Here is an 18,627-nt window from a genome sequence, read left to right as displayed (position 1 = left end):
AGGGGGTTGCGCAGACAGCGCAGCATCTGTGCAACCTCTCCAACTCGCCGCTCTGCACTGGTCGTTGTCGACCTCACAGATAGCTGCCCGCTGAGTGGTCAACAGACAAATCAGGTTCCATGAAACAGGATCAGGAAAACTGATCGCCTTTCGAGAAACCGACATCGTGTTTGATCTTGCCGTTCTCGAACTGGTCCATCCATGGCAGCACATCGGCGCCGGCCGCTTTCAGGGCGCCCATGTTGTCCTTCACGGCCTGGTTGGCGCCGTCGCGCTGTTCGAAGTTACCGCCTCCGGTCCAGTTGGCGTTACCGACTTCACCGATTTGCGGCTTGAAGCCCGCGCTCGTAAGCGCCTTGATCTCCGATGACAAACGTGAGGAGGCATCGGCACCGCTGGCGTACTCATGGATACTGCCGATCAGGCCAGGGTTGTTGCTGCCGTTGGCGGCTTTCAACTGATCAGCGTATTTGACCAGTCCGCTTTCCCCGCCGGCGGTCAGACCACCACCCCAATTGCTGTCCTCCACCACGATGTCGCCTTTGTAACCTGCGTCGCGGGCTGACTTGATCAACGTGCTCTGCATATCGGCCCAACCTTGAGTGGCACTCTTGCCGCCCTCATTGAACGTATCGAGTACAAAACTCGGATGGTGTCCAAGGGCAGAAACCACGTTTTTGACATCGTCGGCGGCTTGTTTGAGCTTGTCGCCGGACAAGACATTGCCACCACCGCCATTGGCGTTGTCACGAAACGTAAACTGAATCTTGACCCCTTGTTTGTCGCCGGCATCGACCATCGCCTTGAGTTTGGCCATTTGCGCCGGGTCATTGATCTGGTCATGGGTCATCTGGATGCGAAGTGTTTCCCCTCCGGCATTTTTCACGTCCTCGACCATTTTTTGCGCTGCCTCAGGAGACGCAATCCGGTCAGGAACCGTATTCGCGCCGCCATGAGAACCCAAGCCAGTGTTATTGAACGGTTGGGCTTGATTTGGCTGCTCAGACAGTCCTGAGTCTGGCGTCGAACTGGCAGCACCGCCGGGAGAAGCAGAAGCCCGACCTGGCCCGGACGAAGCAGGGGACGGGTTCTCGGAAGGGTTATTTGCAGAAGAGTTACTTGCGAAAGAATCACCGAGCAAGCGTTTCAGCAGCGCCTGAATCAGCGTCGTCAACGCCTCGATCAAGTCACTTTGATCGCCCCCTCCTGCTTGTCCATTCACGGTGGTGGCGGTTGTCGGCGCGCCATTCCCCCAACTCACCGTGTTCGGCGAGCGCTGGGTACTTTCCGGAGGAAGAAAGTGCACGGCATTGCTCGACGATTTACCTGAATAGTCCGGACTCGGAGCCTGGTTGCCCGATGAGACAGGCGACCACCCCGGGCTGTTGTTGCTTACAGAGGTATTCATGCTCATTTCATTACTCCTTTTTTGTGGAGGTAACGCGTTTGGGTGAACGGGTTTTTGTGCAGGACTTCAGAAATCCTTTATCGTCTTTCCGCGTTCAAGCAGATGAAATTCATTTGAAAGGACCCTTTAGATAAGCCCGTTCGGCGTCTCGCAAGATGGCAATATCCAGGGCGTTGGGTAGCAGTCTTTTGGCCTCGGTAATGTTTGCCAGCTTGACGCTTTGAGATTCAAAACCCATATCGGACGGTGTGCCATCTATGCGTTTGGCAAGGTAATAACGAGTACGGGATGTTGTTCGGTCGTAGTCACCGATAAAGCCGTGGAATTCCACCAGAAGCCCCGTCTCTTCGTAGACTTCCTTGAGCGCATTGGTCCTCAAGTTCAGACCGGCTTCCTGCTTTCCCTTGGGAAAAGCGTGCGTTGCGCCGAACGGGTGATTGGTCGGCTCGGTGATCCATACCCTGCCGTCGGGCTCAAAAATGATCGCTCCACTGGCGGGAGCAAGGTGCGGAGAACGCTTAAATTCCGGCTCTGTGAAGTTGACCGCCCGGGTTGTAAATCGGCGCCAGCCATCCATCGTGTTCGGGGGTGTAAATGATCTGAAAGGCAGGTTGTTCATGCTGCCACGGACAGCGCTGTGGGGTACAAAAACGGCTGTTGCGTATCGATCACGCCACGTATCCAAAGCGCTGGGAGACGTGGGGTTTTTAACAGTGACAACATTGCCGCGCTCGTTCTTTTGGCGATGAATATAAGGAAGCGTCTGCTTCATATCGACCAGCCACTTCTTCCGACTGATCAGTCTTTTACCGAGCTCAATGCGTTCGCTGTGATTGCCAGGGCCGTGTTCTGCGCAAAGTGCTGCAATACGCGCGTCCGGTATTTTTTCTATCGCTGCAATACCCTCGCGGATGTCATGACGCTCGATTTTCCGGAAGGCAAGACTGGACGAATTGTCTTCACGAGACAGCATCGTAACCAGCTCCATGGGCGTGGTACCGAACTGATTACCCTTGTGCTCCCCTTGGGCGCGGAATACCAGCGCACCGCCAAGGTCGATGCGCACAGGTTTGTTACGGTGATTGAAGATGACATTGTCCCCCGTCAGACCGATGACATCCCAGTTCGCCAGCCAGGCATCCACCGCGAAGCCGCACTTCAACTGGCTATTTTTCGCCAGCGTATCGAGGTCTTTGGGGTTCCCTACTATCAGTTTTGAAATCAGTGCGGGCTTGCCTTTGCGGGACGCCAGTTCTATGTCAGGAACATCGATTCCTGCGGCACGGTACAGCCTGGAGGCAAGCACCTCGTTTCGAAGCCTATTGGCAGACGGGTTGGTTTTTACATACCACTTAACGCCATTGGGCGCTTGAAACAATCCACCTGGATTAGAGCCCTTGGCGCCAGAGAGTTGTTTCCATTTATCAGTCTCGACGAGGGCGAATTCACCTCCCCTCTTGGACCGCCCTAAAACAGTCATGTCGACGACAATGAACTCACCGCTCCGGCGAGCCTGCGTAATTTCGTACCGGTTGGTGATATCCAGAATGACTTCATGTTCACTCTTGCTGGCCACCGATAACGGCAACCGGCTCTCACTGAGTGTCACACCCTTTGCACCACTGTGGTTGAGCGCGGGAACGGCAGGCATCGCTTTCAGTACAAAAAGAACCGGTGTTTCTTTTTTCCTGTTCGCGTTCACCAGCGCAAAGCCTTGCGAAACAGCTGACACTGTCGAGGCGCTGGCCACCCCGGTCGCGGTGTAAACGCCTTTAACCACGCGCAGGCCGTGAATAAGACCATGGGCTATTTCGCGACTGCGGTAACCCTTGGAGGTATTCAGTAAAAGCGACGCCGCCTCATCATCCAGAGATATCCCCCGATAAAGCACTTTAGGATGATCCGACTTGGCCAACTCAATGGAGTAGCGCGGTATGGAGGCTCTCAGGTCCGCAAATTCTTCTTCGGTTGTTTCAGAGGCCGTGTACTTCTGCAGCAGTCGCATGAACTCTTTGCCGTCTATCGAATCCAGTACGCTGTCCTGCCGACCCGCCAAACGACACTCTTCGGCAGTATTGAATTCCTCCACTGGAACTCCCTTGCCTCGCCCTCGCGAAACAAAGTTGGGCACTTTATTACTGGCAGGCCCCAGTGCCGAGGTACTTTGAGCGTTTGAAAACCCAAGGTGACTGAAGTTGTGTTTTACGGGATTTATCATTAAGCCCTCCTGAGCGTTCGTCTTGGGGCACGCGATGAACATTCGTCCTTGGAGTTACAGGCATCAGGACTGTTATCAGACTCGAACGCCATCAGCCGATACTCACAAGGCACATAGCCACTTTTCGGGTTGATCCAATCATGGATAAAGCCTGCTGATAATGAAGAGACCCCAGAAAGCAGCCAGTTGCTATCACCGAGAGAATATTGAAAATAAGCAGCGCTTATAATTGGCTGAATGGCATTCATCGCAAACACTCATCGCCCGCATTTATTGGAAAATTGAGTAACTGAGTGTCGCAGTGTGCTATGCGGTTCCATTAAGCACACAAGAGGGGCTTCTTTAATGGAGAGCTATCACTGTAAGTGATCTACATTCGTGGCGAATGTCTTAAAGCCAATGCAAGGAATACCTGGACTACTTGCGTGACCGTAGTATGTGAAGTGATCAGACATACGTCATACGACAACATATAAATAATGAGCCATAGTTAGTTACGTACCAACAGCTCAAGACGGCACACATTCGCTTCAGCAGAGCGTGTCGCAAACGTGCAAAAAGTCAACGGTAGCTGGCGGACCAACGCCCCACATGGATTTTTTCGACGCAACCCGCAGAGAAAATCGTCGGGCTGTTCGGGTACGCATGAGAAGATACCGGCACATCACTTCAATGCTTCGTTTTTCAGGCATCAAAGCCGACCGCTATGACCAGACCCGTAACGCTCAAGGATGTTGCCAACCATGCAGGTCTTTCCAAGGCTGCGGTGTCGCGCTATCTGAACCGAAGCATCAGCCTGCCGCCGGAGACCGCGAAGCGTATCGATACGGCGATCAAGGCGCTGGACTACCGGGGCAACAGTCTGGCCCGGCGCCTGAGCAAAGGCGGCAGTGAGACCATTGGTCTGGTGCTGCCGGACATCGCCAACCCGTTTTTTGCCGAGCTGGCAGACGCGGCCGAGGAAGAGGCGTCCGCACATGGTTACAACCTGGTGCTGTGTGTCACCCGCAACCTGCTTGAACGCGAAAGCACTTTTGTGCGTTGGCTGGATTCACGTAACGTCGATGGCTTGCTACTGGTCAGCAACCGCCCGGATGACGGCACGCTGGCCAGCCAGCTGATGAGCTACCGCAATATCATTCTGCTCGACGAAGATGTTCCCGGCACGTCGCAGCCCAAAGTCTTCGCCGACAACCATCAGGGCGGTCGACTGGCGACGGACTATCTGCTCCGCCATGGACATCGACGCATCGCTCATGTGTCCGGGCCGTCGGCCTTGATGAGTGCCCGCGAACGTTATGCAGGCTACCGGGAGGCGCTGGCGCTGGCGGGCATCGCAGAAGTGCCGGAATACCTGTGCTTTGGGGATTACAGCCGTGAGTTCGGGCGTATCGCAACCGCTCAGCTACTCGCCCTGCCCCATCCTCCGGAGGCGATTTTCGCCGCCAGTGACTTCATCGCCCTGGGCGTGCTCGATGTCCTGCGTGAGCGCAATATCAGCGTGCCCGATGCCATGTCGCTGGTGGGTTTCGACGACGCCGTCTACGCCAGCCTGCTGACCCCGCCGCTGTGTACCATCCGCCAATCCTCTAGAGAGCTTGGCCGTCTCGGTGTGGCGCAATTGCTGCAGCGAATGACCGGCGGCGACTGTGCGCAGGACGTCGTGCGCGTACCCGTAGAGCTGGTCTGCCGGGGTACGGTAGCAACGCGCAGTGACTGATTGCGGGGCAACCAGTAACACCCGGCATTAAATCAGTGCACTGCCGTTTGCCTCCTGAAAAGCCGATGATTGCGGAAAACTGTGGCGCATCAAGGATGTATGGTCACTGGAAGGCGTCACGAAAAAAATGGCACACAATCTGCTTTCTCCAGTTCTTAAACCTGAAGACAAAGCTCATTTGTCTTTTTTTTGAGACGACTGGTAAACCGGTTTACCGATCTGATTTGCCACACCGGCAATCAGGCTAGGAGGATGGCAATGCTGCGTTTGAGCAAGCGTTTCACCCTGACCCTCGGCGTTGTTTTGGCCTTGGCGTTGTCACCCATCATTCAGGCCCAGACCGGCAAACGTCTGGCTCTGGTACAGGTCAACCAACAGGCGCTGTATTTCACCCAGATTACCCAAGGCGCACAGGCGGCGGCGAAAGCTGCCGGAGCAGAGCTGGTGGTGTTCAACGCCAACGACAATCCGTCAGCCCAGAACGACGCCATCGAGGCCTATATTCAGGACAAGGTCGACGCGATTCTGGTCTGCGCCATCGACGTCAACGGTATCAAGCCGGCAGTCACCGCAGCCGCGCAGGCGGGAATCCCGGTGGTGGCAATCGATGCTGTGATCAATGGTGACAATGCCGTGCAGGTCGGCGTGGATAACCGCGAGGCAGCCCGACAGATCGGCCAGTACACCGGCGAATACATCAACCGCGAACTGGCGGGCCAGGCCAGCATCGGCGTGGTCGGAGCCCTCGGCTCCTATGTGCAGAATCTGCGTCTGGACGGCTTCCGCGAGGGTCTGGCAAAGACCGCCAGCCAGGCGAAGATCGTCAATACCGTCGACGGTAACAATGTGCAGGACACCGCCCAGGCGGCGGCGGAAAACCTGCTGACCGCCAACCCTGATCTGCAGATCATTTATGCCACTGGCGAACCCGCCCTGATTGGCTCGGTTGCCGCGAGCGTGTCGCAAGGTGCCGGCGAGCGGGTCAGGATTTTCGGGTGGGACCTGTCCTCTCAGGCAGTGCAGGGTCTGGATGACGGCTCTGTCGCGGTGGTGGTGCAACAGAACACGCAGGCCATGGGCAAGACGGCGGTGGAGTCGGCACTGGCGCTGTTGTCCGGAAAGACCGTGGCTCGCGAACAGAGTATTCCCGTCACGCTGGTGACCAAAGCCAACCTGGCAGCCTATCGCGCCGAATTCAAATAAGGGGCTCAGCATGCAGACGCCTGGCGAAGTGCCTCGGGTACAGATGAGTGCCATCACCAAACACTACGGCTCGATAGCCTCGTTACGCGGTGTCGATCTGCTGTTGCAGCCCGGTGAAGTGCTGGGGCTGGTGGGCGACAACGGCGCAGGCAAATCCACGCTGACCAAGATTCTGTCAGGTGCGGAGTTACCGACCAGCGGACGAATCGTCATCGATGGCGAGGAAGTCAGTTTCAGCGGCCCGGCAGATGCGCAGCGCTGCCATATCCAGATGGTGTATCAGGACCTGTCGCTGTGTGACACCGTCGATGTGGCCGGAAACCTCTTCATGGGCCGCGAACCGATGCGCCGCGTGCTCGGCGTGCCGTTGCTCGATGAGACGCGCATGCACCACGAAGCTCGGCAGATTCTCGAAGCATTGGGCATCACCATTCCGGATACCCGCGCGCAGGTACGACACCTTTCCGGTGGCCAGCGCCAGGCCGTTGCGATTGCCCGTGCGGCAGCCTTCGGGCCTAAGGTTCTGATCATGGACGAGCCCACCGCTGCCCTCGCGGTAGCCGAAGTCGAAGCGGTTTTGGAGTTGATTCGTACCATCAGCCGCCAGGGCGTCAGCGTGATTCTGATCACCCACAGGTTGCAGGACCTGTTTCTGGTCTGCGACCGCCTCATGGTGATGTATGACGGCGCCAATCTGGCCGAGCGAAGGATCGCCGACACCGACCTTAACGAGGTCGTCGAACTCATCGTCGGGCATAAATTCACTGCCCGCTCCGCTAGCGCCTGAAAGGATATGACGCCATGAAAACGCTCGATCTCACGCGCCAACGCATTCTGCCGCAGTCGCTGTTCAAGCGCCTGCTGCACGACTTTCCCGGCGTGGTCAGCATCGGCCTGTTTTTCGCCCTGTGCTTTGTGCTGTTCGCGCTGGTGACCGATAACTTTTTAAGCGGCGCCAACCTGCTCAACGTTATCCGGCAAAACGCACCGTTGCTGATTGTCGCGGTGGCGATGACGCTGGTGGTCACTACCGGCGGCATCGACCTGTCGGTCGGCTCGACCCTGGCGCTGGTCGGTGCGCTGGCGGCCATGGCGCTCAACGCCTGGCACCTGCCCTGGCCGCTGGTTCTGCTCGGCGGACTCGCTGTGGGCGCGATGATCGGGGCGCTGAACGGCTACTTCATCGCCTACGCGGGCATCCCGGCCTTTATCGTCACCCTGGCCACCCTGACCATTATTCGTGGCCTGGCGATGCTGCTGACGCAAGGCTATTCGATCCCCGTTCCACGCGAGGAAACGGCATTTCTGGCCCTGGGTCGCGGCTGGTTTCTCGGCGTGCCGCTGACTGCCTGGCTGGCCTTGCTGGTCACACTGGGCGGGGTGCTGGTGCTCGGCAAAATGCGCTTTGGCCGCTACCTCACGGGCATCGGTGCCAACGCTGAAAGCGTGCGCCGCGCCGGGGTGAATCATCGCGGAGTATTGCTGCGGGTCTACATGCTCAGTGGCATGGCGGCCGCCCTGGCCGGCATGATCGTCACGGCCAGGCTGGGCAGTGGCTCCTCGAATCAGGGCGAAGGTTTCGAACTGGAAGTGATTGCCGCCGTGGTCCTCGGCAGCACCAGCCTGTTCGGTGGCTTCGGCACGATTGTCGGCACACTGTTAGGGGTGCTCACCATGGCTGCAATCAAGAACGGGCTGATTCTGGCCCACGTCTCACCGTTTTACACGCAAATCGCCACGGGCCTGATCGTACTGCTGGCGATCTGGCTGAACACGCGCATTCTACGTACCGGCCGCCCACTCGGGAGGGCTGGAGCATGAGCCTGTTTCGTCATCCTTCACCCCTGCCCCTTGGCGTCGACAGCGGCCATGCCATGACCGTGCTGGGGCCAGTGCCGGTCGAGCGTCTTGGCGTCACCCTGATGCACGAACACATTCTGCTCGACGCTTCGGGCAAATGGGTCGCACCCAGTTGCTGCGGCGAACGGCACCTGGCCGAGCGCCCGGTAAGCATCGAACTGCTCGGCGAGCTGCACATGAACCCGTTGGTCAGCCGCGACAATTGTCAGCTGTTCGATGTCGACCTCGCGTGCGAAGAACTGCTGAAGTACCGGGCGCTGGGCGGGGAAACGGTGGTCGATCCGACCAATCTGGGCATCGGCCGCGACCCGCAGGCCTTGCAGCGGATTTCCCGTATGACCGGCCTGAATATCATCATGGGTGCCGGTTTCTATCTGGAACCCTCGCACCCGCATTACGTGCACGAACGCTCGGTGGAACAACTGGCGGAGCAGATCATTCATGACGTGGGCGGTGGTGAAGAGAAGCCCGAGGTGATTGCCGGCCTGATCGGCGAGATAGGCGTTTCCGCCGCGTTCACGGCTGACGAAGAGAAATCACTGCGCGCCGCAGCCCGTGCAAGTGCCGCGACCGGCGTGCCGCTCTCGGTGCATCTGCCTGGCTGGGAGCGTCTCGGCCACCGGGTACTGGACATCGTTGAGGCAGAAGGCGCCGACCTGCGCCACACAGTGCTGTGCCACATGAACCCGAGCCACAGCGACCCCGCCTATCAGCATGCGCTGGCAGCACGCGGCGCGTTTCTGGAATACGACATGATCGGCATGGGTTACTACTTCGCCGACGAGCACGCGCAGTCGCCCAGCGATGAGGAAAACGCGCGGGCCATCGTCGCCCTGATCGAGCACGGTTTCGGCGCGCAAGTGCTGTTGTCTCAGGACGTCTTTCTGAAAACCATGCTGACTCGTTACGGCGGTCATGGTTATGGCTACCTGCTGAAACACTTTGTCCCGCGCCTGCGCCGTCATGGCGTTACCGGTGAACAACTCGAAAACCTTTTGATCGACAACCCGCGCCGGGTCTTTCAGCGCGGCTTCCAGGCTCCTTTTTCATCGCAGAGGAATGCAACGTCATGAAACAGTCCGTATTGCTGGCTGGCGAATCATGGGTCAGCACGTCAACCCACATCAAAGGCTTCGATCAGTTCGACAGCGTCACTGCGCACAATGGCGCACGGCGTTTGCTCGCGGAGATGGCAGACAGCGACTATCAGATCACTCAAATGTGCGCCGATCAGGCCCAGACCGACTTTCCGGCCACGGTTGAAGCACTCAGTCAGTATCAGGCGGTGATCCTCTCCGACATCGGTGCCAATACCCTGCTGCTGCACCCGGACACCTGGCTGCGTGGCAAGCGTACACCCAACCGGCTCAAAGCCCTTCGCGAGTACGTTTTGCAGGGCGGCGCATTGATGATGGTCGGCGGCTACTTCAGCTTTCAAGGCATCAACGGCGGCGCACGCTACCGCGGAACGCCTGTCGAGGAAGTCTTGCCCGTGCGCTGCCTGCCTTACGACGATCGTGTCGAAGTGCCGGAAGGCTTTCTGCCGCAGATCAACAGTGGTCACCCGATACTGCAAGGCCTGGGCGGCGAATGGCCGTACCTGCTTGGCTACAACGAAGTTGAATTACATCCCGAAGCTCAATTGCTGGCCACCGTCGAAGGCTCTCAGCACCCGCTGCTCGCCGCGCGTGAGGTCGGTGCCGGACGCACTCTGGCGTGGACCAGCGACCTTTCCGAACACTGGCTGCCGGAAGCGTTTCTCGACTGGGAAGGCTATCGCCGCTTCTGGATCAACAGCCTCGACTGGCTGACTCGCCGCACCTGACCGGAGGCTCCGATGCTTGATGACCCGATAGCCCTGACCCGAGCCCTGCTGGCGTTCCAGACCCTCAACCCGCCGGGCGATGAAGAAGCGTGTGCGGCTTTTCTTGCCGAACAGCTGACCCGCCACGGGTTTGTCTGCGAGCTGCAGCGTTTCGGTGAGCGCCGTTTCAATCTGGTCGCCTGGCTTGAGGGCGACGGACACGGCAAACCGCTGGGGTTCACCGGCCACCTGGATACCGTACCGCTCGGCAATGCCATTTGGAGTCACTCGCCGTTTGCCGGTGAGATCGTCGACGGCCGGCTGTACGGGCGAGGGGCCAGCGACATGAAAGCGGGCATTGCCGCCTTCATCGTGGCCTGCCAGCGCAGCCGTGATTCCATTCAGCGCGGGCCCGGCGTTCGTCTGATACTTACCGGCGGAGAGGAAACCGGCTGTGACGGCGCCAAGGCCCTGTGCAGTGACGCGCCCCATTTGCTCGGTGAGCTGGGCGCACTGCTGATCGGAGAGCCTACAGCCAACTACCCGATACTCGGGCACAAAGGCGCGCTATGGCTGCGCTGCGCCAGCCATGGCCTGACGGCCCACGGCGCCATGCCGGAAGAAGGCGTGAACGCTATCTACCTGGCCGCCGAACACATTGGCCGCGCGCAGACCTTTGAAGTAGGCCCTGCACATCCGCTCATGCGCAAGCCGACGCTGAACGTCGGCACCATCAGCGGCGGCCTGAACATCAACTCGGTGCCGGACTACGCAGCGTTTACCCTGGACCTGCGCACTGCACCGAATCTGGACCACGATGAAATTCGCGGACGGCTGGCGGCCCACCTGGGCAGCAGCGCGGAGTTGAGCACCCTGATTGATCTGCCTGGTATTTGTGCCAGCCCCGACGAGCCTTGGGTGCAACAGGTTTTTGCACGCTGCCAGGCCTTGCATGACGCTCCCCTGGAGGAAAAGGCAGTGCCCTACTTTACCGATGCTGCCGTGCTGCTCCCCGCCATCGGCTATCCGCCCACCCTTATTCTCGGCCCGGGGGAGCCCGCTATGGCGCACAAGGTCGATGAGTATTGTGAAGTCGACAAACTTCACCAATGCGTCGAGTTGTATGCCGGATTGATCGAAGACTGGACAGCCATGCACGCGCCGATGAACGACTGACGCAAGACTCTCACCAGCCCTTCATAGCCCTCCTCGTCGGCATTCGCTCGACTCACATTCGAACCGGCTGCGCAAGGCGGCCACTCACCCGGAACGGCCATAGTCATGACAAGGATGTAAACCGTTCTGGACAGCGGACGGGGTGAACGCGTAATAAGGTGTCTACAAAATTTCCCTAATGGACAGCACGTTAATGGCACTAAGCGGTGATGAGGCGGACGACCATGAGTTCCGCAGCCGGTCATATCCCGTCCAGGAAGATATGGCGCAGCAGCGTCGAGTCTGGCGCTTTGAGCGCATCGGCTGGGCAGGCCTGATTGTACTGATAGTGCTGACCCTGGCCGGCTTGTTTTCCAAAGGGCCGTTGAGCCAGGTCGAGCCTCAAACGGCAGACGGCAAACTGCAGGTGAGCTACGAGCGTTTCAGCCGCAACGGCAGTCAGGACGATATGATTGTCACGTCCAAAGGCGCCTCCTCCGAGATGCGTTATCTGGTCGTCGGCAGTGGGCTGCTCGAAGGCGTGTCGATCGAGAAACTTAATCCCCAGCCTGCACCCCTTCACAGCGAAGGCCGTGATCTGGTCATTCCGATGCAGGCCGACAAGGACGGTTTAGCCACTTTGTACCTGACTGTTCGCAGTAACGGGGTGGGACTGTACCGAGGGCAAATGCATATGCTGGGTGGCGAAACCCTGCCGATGCCCAGGTTTATCTACCCGTAGAGAGAAAGCGATTTATGGATGCAGTGCTCAGAGCAGCAGCGATTTATTTTGTCTTGATGGTCTTGTTTCGTGTTGCCGGACGCCGCTCCCTTACCGACCTCACCACCTTCGATTTCGTCCTGTTGCTGATCATTGGCGAGGCCACTCAGCAAGCGCTGCTGGGCGATGATTTTTCGGTGACTAACGCGATACTGATTATCTCCACCCTTATCGCCATAGACGTCGGCTTTTCCCTGGCCAAACGTCGATCGAAGCGACTGGCCAAATTTCTGGATGGCGGCCCCACGGTCATCGTGGAAGACGGCAAGCCACTGACCAAGCGAATGAGAGAGGCGCGCATCAGTGAATCCGATGTGATGGAGGCAGCACGAACCACGCAAGGGATCGTGGAGATGAAGGACATCAGGTACGCGATCATTGAAAGGAATGGCGAGATATCGGTCATCCCCTTTAAATAAGGGACGGCTTGAGGACGACTCGCGAATCAGCGCTAAAGCTTACCTGCGCAGAGTTTAATGGCGACATCCTGAACATCTTTGCCGATCAAGTCAGGCTGGGTGCCTATCGGGTTGAGCACCTTTCCCGGACGCTCGACAAACGCAGTGCGACACCCAGCCTGGGCGGCGCCGGCGATGTCCCAAGCGTGCGCAGCGACCATGACCATCTGATCGGTGGCGATGCCCAAGCGCTGTGCGACCATTTGGTAGGTTGCCGCGGCTGGCTTGAATTGACTGATTTCGCTGCCTGCCATGATGTGCTCGAAGCAGCCGGTCAATCCTGCAAATTCGAGCTGTTGCTGCAGCGCCTCCAGCGCGCCATTGCTCAGGGCAATGAGCACAAATCCGTTGTCGTTCAATAACTGCAGTGCCTGATGAACGTCCTTGTGCGCAGGAAGAGATTTGATGGCAGCGGCCAAGGCGTGGCACTGATCGTCGCCCACTTCCACCTGGTGCCGTGCGGCAACCATTCTCAAAGCGCCCTGCGCCAGATCACCAAACGCCTGGTACTGGCCGGTTATGGTGTTGGTCATCCAGCACTCTTGCAGCGTCAGGAACCATTCGGTGCGCAAACGGCTGTCGCCGAACAGTCCCGCGAAGAAAGCGTCGAGCGCGGCCAGATCCAGCAGCGTCTCGTTTACGTCAAAAATGATGTGTTTGAGCATGCTATGAGCCCCTGTTGCCTGCCTGAAGTGCTGACCTCGAAGGAGTAGCCCAGCGGATGCTGACATCAGCCAGCACCGCCAAAGGTCACGATCAGATCACTGGCTTACGCCTGTTCTTCCTGCTCGTCATCATCATGCTTGAGTGCCGGCTTCATGCCTGGCTGAGGCGCATGCTCGGCATTCGGCGCGATTTCTTCGCCGTGGTTCTTTTTCTCTTGCTGGACTTTTTTGTCGTGGGCAACGTTACGTGGATCGGTCATGGGAATTCCTTGATTGGCAGAGGATTCGAACACCCATCGACGTGATGCATGGGTTTGAGCGCCGGGGCAAGATTTGGAGTCAGGCCGTAGCAAGGCGTTCAGTGCATTTGAACCGGCATGCGAATAGCGGGTTTGGGCCTGAGCCCAGGCGACGGTGTCATGACTCGGCGGACGCCAGCTTGAACGCCGGCGACTGAACCAGCTCCATGATCACGTCGCGCAAGGACTGCGCACACGGAGACAGCTCGCGATACGCCAGCGCCAGTACATAGGCAACAGGTGTGCCTGGGCCCGTCAGCTCCCGACAGGCCAACCGCCCCGGCTGTCGTCGGGCATAGCGCTGCGGCATGAGCGCCACGCCCATTCCTCCGGCGACCAGCGCGGCGGTGGTCTGCATCTGGCGAGGCTGTTGCACGACCCGGGGGGTAAAGCCCGCACTGGCGCAGGCCAGCAAAATATGCGAGTGCATGCCCGGGCCATGATGCGGGGCGAACAGAATCCAGGATTGGTCTGCCAACGCCGCAAGACCGATGGATGTCTGCTCGGCCAAGGGATGATCCTGCGGCAGCACCGCAACCATGCGGTCCTCGAACAACGGCTCGATCTGGATGTTGCCCGGGTCGATGACCGGCAACACCAGAATGCCGACGTCCAGCCGGTCATTGCGCAGGCCTTCAAGCTGCTCGGGTGGGGTGGCCTCCTGCAGTTGAATATCGACGTTCGGGTTCGCGGCCTGATAGCGACGCAGCAGCGCCGGCAGTAAACCATCGACCACGCTGTCGACAAAGCCCAGGCGAATCGTACCGAGCATGCCGGCCGCTGAGCGACGTGCCATTTCGCAGGCCCGTTCGGCCTGCAGCAGTGTCTGCCGCGCCTCGGCCAGAAACACGACGCCCGCAGTGGTCAATTGCGTAGAGCGCGTACTGCGCAGCAACAACTGCACGCCCAGGCATTCTTCCAGACGACGAATCGCAACGCTCAGGGGCGGCTGTGACATGTTCAAGCGCTGCGCAGCCTTGCGAAAATTCAAGGTTTCAGCGACCACCACGTACTGACGCATCAATTTCAAATCAATCATCTGATATTTTTTTAGTATCAATGAGCTATCAAATTAGTATGTTACAAATAAATGAGCGTTGCACATACTTCGTGGTTCAACGGCTGGGGCGAGATCGCTCACAGCCTGGTCTATGAAGAAGGGGCGCTGATTTGAACACGCGAGCGTATGGTGTCGCCGCACTGGCCGGCTTTGTCGGGGGCAATGTTTCCAGTTTCATCAAATGGGGCACGGAAATACCCTTCCCGCCTCGCACGCCGGACCGCCCGGTCCCGCCCGTGGAGATGCTTGATTCGCTGGGCATCAACGCTCAGCAGCTGACTTATGTGTATTCCGAGCATGTGGTGAATTACGGCAGTGCTCTGGTCCACCATGGCTTTTCCATCTTCTTCGCCATGTTCTATTGCCTGCTTGTACTCAGGTATCCGCGCACCGCCCTGTGGCAGGGTCTGGGTTTCGGCCTGTTGATGACCCTGGGGTTTCACGGCGTCATCCTGCCCGCGTTCCATTGGGCACCGCCGCTGTGGGAGCTGCCCGCGTCGGAGTTGCTGTCTGAAACGTTCGGGCACTTGCTGTGGATGTGGGTGATCGAAGTCATACGGCGGGACTTGCAGCAGCGCTGGCTGCCTCACACCCGACCGGCCTGAGCAGCGCGCTGCCTTGCGACAGACACATGGAATTTCCCTGTAAACGGAGTGACCCGATGAAATCTCTATACACACTGGCTCTGGCCTGCGCCGCCTGCGCGGGCATGGCGAGTGCCAATGCCGACGTGCAATCGGTGCCGAAAGAGTCTACGCAAATGACTCACAGCAACGGTCAACTGCAACCGCCTGTTTCGTATGCAACGCTGTGGGCTGACGAAAAAGGTGCCACGCATGTGGGCCACTGCCGCCTGGAAGGCCTGGAGTTCAAAAGCTATGCCCCGCCAGCCGCGCCGCAATGGGTCGGCGTCTCTCCTGACGATATTGAAAGCATCGCTTATGCGGTGCTGCCGGTGGGATACGTCGGCAACTGGCACCACGCGCCGGGTCCACAATGGGTCATCACCCTGCAGGGGCAATGGTCAGTGGAGACCACCGATGGCAGTGTGCTGGTGCAAGGACCGGGAGAGATGCAGTTCAATGCCGACACCCGGTCCCGGCCGCGTCCGGATGACGAGCGTGTAGGCCACCTGACCCGCACCGTGGGTGATCAACCCAATGTTCAACTGATCATCAAACTTAAACCAAGTGCGGCTGACAAACGTACCAATGGCAGCTGTGCCTATTGATCGCCTACGGACCTGAACACATGAAACCGACCCGTAAAAAACACTTTCTGCGCCCCTCCTCATGGTTATTGGGCGGTGCGCTCCTGGCCGCAGGTTCAGCAGGCGCAGCCGACGCCGTCGCCCCTGTTCGGCAAGTGGTTATCGATCCAGCCTTCAGTCAACTGGTTGCCCCCCAGGCCCGCGTCGAGCTGCTGACCGATCAGGCGAAGTGGGCAGAAGGCCCGCTGTGCCTGGCCGATGGCCGTTTGATCTGGAGTGACATCAAGGCCAACAAAGTCAGCAGTTGGCAGGCAAAGGGTGGCGTGTCTACCTGGCTGGAAAAGGCCGACTTTCAAAATGGGCATACGCTCGACGGCCAGGGCCGTGTGGTGGCAGCCTCGCATGGCAAGCGCGGCATCGTGCGACAGGAGCCTAATGGTGAGTGGCATACGTTGGTCGACACTTACCAGGGCAAACGGCTGAACAGCCCGAACGATGTCGTGGCGGATAAGAGCGGCGCTCTCTGGTTTTCCGATCCCACCTTCGGGGTGCTGAGCAAAAGCGAGGGCTATGGCGGCAAGCCCGAGCAAGGCGGCGAGTTCATCTATCGCTACGTACCCGACACTGGGGAAATCACCCGCCTCGACACCTCCGAAGTCCACTCGCCCAACGGCCTGGCTTTCTCGCCGGATCAACAGCTGCTTTATGTGGCCGACTCACAAATGGCCCACGACTTCACCAACAAGAAGCTGGCACATCGCATCATGGTCTATCAGGTGCGCGACGGTCGCTTGATCAACGGCAAAGTGTTCGCTGACATCGAGCCCGGCATCCCTGACGGGATCGCAGTCGACGCGCTGGGTAATCTGTGGAGCAGCAGCAAGGAAGGTATTCAGGTGTTTTCCGCAGCAGGCAAGCCACTCGGCAAACTGCTGGTCTCGGCTGCCGATACCAGCAACCTGACGTTCTGCTCCAGCGAGCAGACAAGCTGGGCGTACATTACCGCTGCCAACAAGGTGCTCAGGGTGGAGGTGACGAAGAGCGTTGCGGGTCAGTAAGACTGCCTCGATGCTCATTTAGTCAGGCCCACCATTGCTAGACAGATTCAAAGCCCGGCACATCGCGCCGGGCTTTGAATACCGTGCCTAGAACCAAGTCTCCATCTGAATGCCGAACTGCCAAACACCTCCGGCGTTGAAGTCGCTTTTGCCGAAGTTGCCGGTCGTGCTGTAGCGGTCCAGGTCCGAAGACCAGTTCATGAGGCTTGCGAACACTCGCAGTTCGGGACGTGTGAGCAGGTCACCCATGTCCGGCTTGAAGGTCGGCGCAACCGTAAACTTCCAGAAGTTACCGTCGACCGCATTGCGTTGCAGGTAGCCTTGGGGGTTGAGGTCCATGGTTTGCCAACTCAGTTCGTAGGCCATCTCGAAGTTGCTGTTGATCTCGTTGGCCAGGCGCATGTTCAGCGTGAGCCAGCGGTAGTCGTCGCCTTTGACATAGCGGTCTTTGCTCTGCTCGGCCAGCAGGCTCGGTCCGATGCGCCATCCCGGCGCGATAGGCGTCTCGCCATACATGGCCAGACGCAACGCGCGGGCGTCGTCGAGCAGTTCGCCATCCGAGCCAATGTCCTTGACCTGTGCACCCAGGCCCTGCCCATAGAGCAACGCCGTCTTGAAGAAGCCTTCGCGGCCGAAAAAGTCCTTCTGGTGATTGGCCAACATGGTGTGCAAGCCTGAATCTGCGGGTGCGAAACCGGCTTGATTGGTGCGCGTACCGACGTCGTTTTTCTTTGCGCCAATGGCGTTGAACATCCACTGCCACTGACCATTGTCGAAGAACTGGTTGGAGGTCAGGATGTAGCTTTCCACATCGGCATCGACGCCGCCCTCACTGAAATCTCCGTAGTTACGTCCGATCAGGGAATAGTTCGAGCGCCAGTCCTTGGTCATCTGCACATCGTAGATACCGCCACCGGTACCGGCCAGAAAGACCACGTCCGAGTCCAGCCAGTGGATATCGAAATTATCCCTGTCGAAGCGCTTGCCGGCCCACAGGGTGGAGTTCTCGAACACCGAATTACCCTTGAAGGCGGCGATGTGGTCGAGTTCGGTAAATACCTGACGCACGTTCAGCTTGCTTTCGGTAGCCGTCCAGTCGTTATAGCTCTCAACACCATCGGCGATGGAGACGGTGAACTTGGAACGTGTGCCGTTCTGCGCATAGATTTCTTTCGACAGATCGAAGCGCATGTAGGTGTCGTCTTCGTTACCCAGACGCCCGACTGCTCCACCCACTGAACCCGCGGGGGTTGTATAAGGCCCGCCGCGACCGCCGCCCAGGCCGTCGTTGATCAACAGACCGGAGCGAGCATAGCCCTTGAAGCTGAACCCGTCGGTGAGGTGTCCGACACCGCTTGGCTTCTCCATGCTTTGCTGGCGGGCTTCGAGTTTTGCCACGCGATCATCCAGAGCGGGCTGGGGACTGGCTGCCACAGTCGGCGTGGAAGTGGGCGCGGCAGCCTGCACAGCGGGGGTGGCGAGCTTGAGTTGCTGAAGCTCCCGGGCGAGCGCCTGGGTCTGCTGTTCGGCTGCGGCTGCACGTTTTTCCGCAGCGCTGGCACGGGCTTCAAATGCGGCCATCCGCTCTTCCAGCGTCGCGGCCTGGGCGACGGTTGTCGACGTACCGAGTACCCCTGCGAGTAGCCATCTTGATGCGTTCTGCATGTGGACTTCCTGTTTTGTTTTTATTGTTTTCGTGACGTTGGCCGAGCCTTTTCTCTTCAGCGA

The 18,627-nt window shown here is 58.7% G+C and carries 18 protein-coding genes; 12 read left to right on the top strand and 6 right to left on the bottom strand.

The genetic code is table 11. The features are described from left to right. Positions 1-130 precede the first annotated feature (130 nt). Positions 131-1,414, bottom strand: a complete 1,284-nt coding sequence (locus tag JOE39_RS26595) for a cellulase family glycosylhydrolase (RefSeq protein ID WP_122220595.1) — start codon at positions 1,412-1,414, stop codon at positions 131-133. Positions 1,415-1,517: 103 nt separating this feature from the next. Next, on the bottom strand, positions 1,518-3,626 hold the full coding sequence (locus tag JOE39_RS23450; RefSeq protein ID WP_210078216.1) for an NUDIX hydrolase: 2,109 nt from the start codon (positions 3,624-3,626) through the stop codon (positions 1,518-1,520). 706 nt (positions 3,627-4,332) lie between these two features. On the opposite strand from JOE39_RS23450, the gene JOE39_RS23445 reads away from it, so the two are divergent. From JOE39_RS23445 to JOE39_RS23405, 9 genes are all read left to right on the top strand, one after another. Then, positions 4,333-5,346 carry a LacI family DNA-binding transcriptional regulator gene (locus tag JOE39_RS23445; protein WP_003392734.1) on the top strand — a complete coding sequence of 338 codons (1,014 nt, stop codon included), beginning with the start codon at positions 4,333-4,335 and terminating at the stop codon, positions 5,344-5,346. Between the two features lie 258 nt (positions 5,347-5,604). Further along, complete coding sequence (locus JOE39_RS23440; RefSeq protein ID WP_074908996.1) at positions 5,605-6,549, top strand: substrate-binding domain-containing protein; 945 nt, start codon at positions 5,605-5,607, stop codon at positions 6,547-6,549. Positions 6,550-6,559: 10 nt separating this feature from the next. Next, the gene (locus tag JOE39_RS23435) at positions 6,560-7,336 is read left to right on the top strand and encodes an ATP-binding cassette domain-containing protein (RefSeq protein ID WP_003392736.1); all 777 of its coding nucleotides are present in this window, start codon (positions 6,560-6,562) and stop codon (positions 7,334-7,336) included. Positions 7,337-7,350: 14 nt separating this feature from the next. Continuing rightward, entirely contained in the window at positions 7,351-8,370 is a 1,020-nt protein-coding gene (locus JOE39_RS23430; protein WP_004415063.1) for an ABC transporter permease, read from the top strand. Then, positions 8,367-9,482 carry a phosphotriesterase-related protein gene (locus JOE39_RS23425; protein ID WP_210078218.1) on the top strand — a complete coding sequence of 372 codons (1,116 nt, stop codon included), beginning with the start codon at positions 8,367-8,369 and terminating at the stop codon, positions 9,480-9,482. The genes JOE39_RS23430 and JOE39_RS23425 overlap by 4 nt, the downstream gene beginning before the upstream one ends. Continuing rightward, positions 9,479-10,234, top strand: a complete 756-nt coding sequence (locus JOE39_RS23420) for a glutamine amidotransferase (RefSeq protein ID WP_046235462.1) — start codon at positions 9,479-9,481, stop codon at positions 10,232-10,234. Before JOE39_RS23425 ends, JOE39_RS23420 begins: the two co-directional genes overlap by 4 nt. Before the next feature lie 12 nt (positions 10,235-10,246). Then, complete coding sequence (locus JOE39_RS23415; RefSeq protein ID WP_116827524.1) at positions 10,247-11,389, top strand: M20 family metallopeptidase; 1,143 nt, start codon at positions 10,247-10,249, stop codon at positions 11,387-11,389. Positions 11,390-11,582: 193 nt separating this feature from the next. Continuing rightward, positions 11,583-12,110, top strand: a complete 528-nt coding sequence (locus JOE39_RS23410; protein ID WP_057445029.1) for a hypothetical protein — start codon at positions 11,583-11,585, stop codon at positions 12,108-12,110. Positions 12,111-12,124: 14 nt separating this feature from the next. Beyond that, positions 12,125-12,568 (top strand): YetF domain-containing protein, encoded by a 444-nt coding sequence (locus tag JOE39_RS23405; RefSeq protein ID WP_003317797.1) that lies wholly within the window; start codon positions 12,125-12,127, stop codon positions 12,566-12,568. 32 nt (positions 12,569-12,600) lie between these two features. On the opposite strand, the gene JOE39_RS23400 is transcribed toward JOE39_RS23405, so the two are convergent. The 3 genes from JOE39_RS23400 to JOE39_RS23390 form a co-directional block, all read right to left on the bottom strand. Continuing rightward, complete coding sequence (locus JOE39_RS23400) at positions 12,601-13,272, bottom strand: haloacid dehalogenase type II (RefSeq protein ID WP_057445020.1); 672 nt, start codon at positions 13,270-13,272, stop codon at positions 12,601-12,603. A gap of 104 nt (positions 13,273-13,376) precedes the next feature. Continuing rightward, on the bottom strand, positions 13,377-13,532 hold the full coding sequence (locus JOE39_RS23395) for a hypothetical protein (protein ID WP_003317799.1): 156 nt from the start codon (positions 13,530-13,532) through the stop codon (positions 13,377-13,379). A gap of 157 nt (positions 13,533-13,689) precedes the next feature. Beyond that, positions 13,690-14,610, bottom strand: coding sequence for a LysR family transcriptional regulator (locus tag JOE39_RS23390; protein WP_057445018.1), 921 nt, complete (start codon positions 14,608-14,610; stop codon positions 13,690-13,692). A gap of 131 nt (positions 14,611-14,741) precedes the next feature. Here JOE39_RS23390 and JOE39_RS23385 point away from each other — a divergent pair, with 131 nt between their 5' ends. Genes JOE39_RS23385 through JOE39_RS23375 form a run of 3 tightly spaced genes read left to right on the top strand, consistent with a single transcriptional unit; the run spans position 14,742 to position 16,899 of the window. Then, on the top strand, positions 14,742-15,236 hold the full coding sequence (locus tag JOE39_RS23385; RefSeq protein ID WP_003317801.1) for a DUF1440 domain-containing protein: 495 nt from the start codon (positions 14,742-14,744) through the stop codon (positions 15,234-15,236). Positions 15,237-15,292: 56 nt separating this feature from the next. After that, a complete protein-coding gene (locus JOE39_RS23380) occupies positions 15,293-15,862 on the top strand; it encodes a hypothetical protein (protein WP_003317802.1) in 570 nt (189 codons plus the stop codon). 20 nt (positions 15,863-15,882) lie between these two features. Further along, positions 15,883-16,899: an SMP-30/gluconolactonase/LRE family protein gene (locus JOE39_RS23375; RefSeq protein WP_057445016.1), complete on the top strand. Its 1,017-nt coding sequence runs from the start codon at positions 15,883-15,885 to the stop codon at positions 16,897-16,899. Positions 16,900-16,986: 87 nt separating this feature from the next. On the opposite strand, the gene JOE39_RS23370 is transcribed toward JOE39_RS23375, so the two are convergent. Then, positions 16,987-18,564, bottom strand: a complete 1,578-nt coding sequence (locus tag JOE39_RS23370) for a carbohydrate porin (RefSeq protein WP_032661036.1) — start codon at positions 18,562-18,564, stop codon at positions 16,987-16,989. Positions 18,565-18,627: the final 63 nt, after the last annotated feature.

The organism is Pseudomonas sp. PvP100, assembly GCF_017833055.1.
GTDB lineage: Bacteria > Pseudomonadota > Gammaproteobacteria > Pseudomonadales > Pseudomonadaceae > Aquipseudomonas > Aquipseudomonas syringae.
Note: the sequence above shows the minus strand (reverse complement) of the source record. Positions and strands in the feature narration are given on the sequence as shown.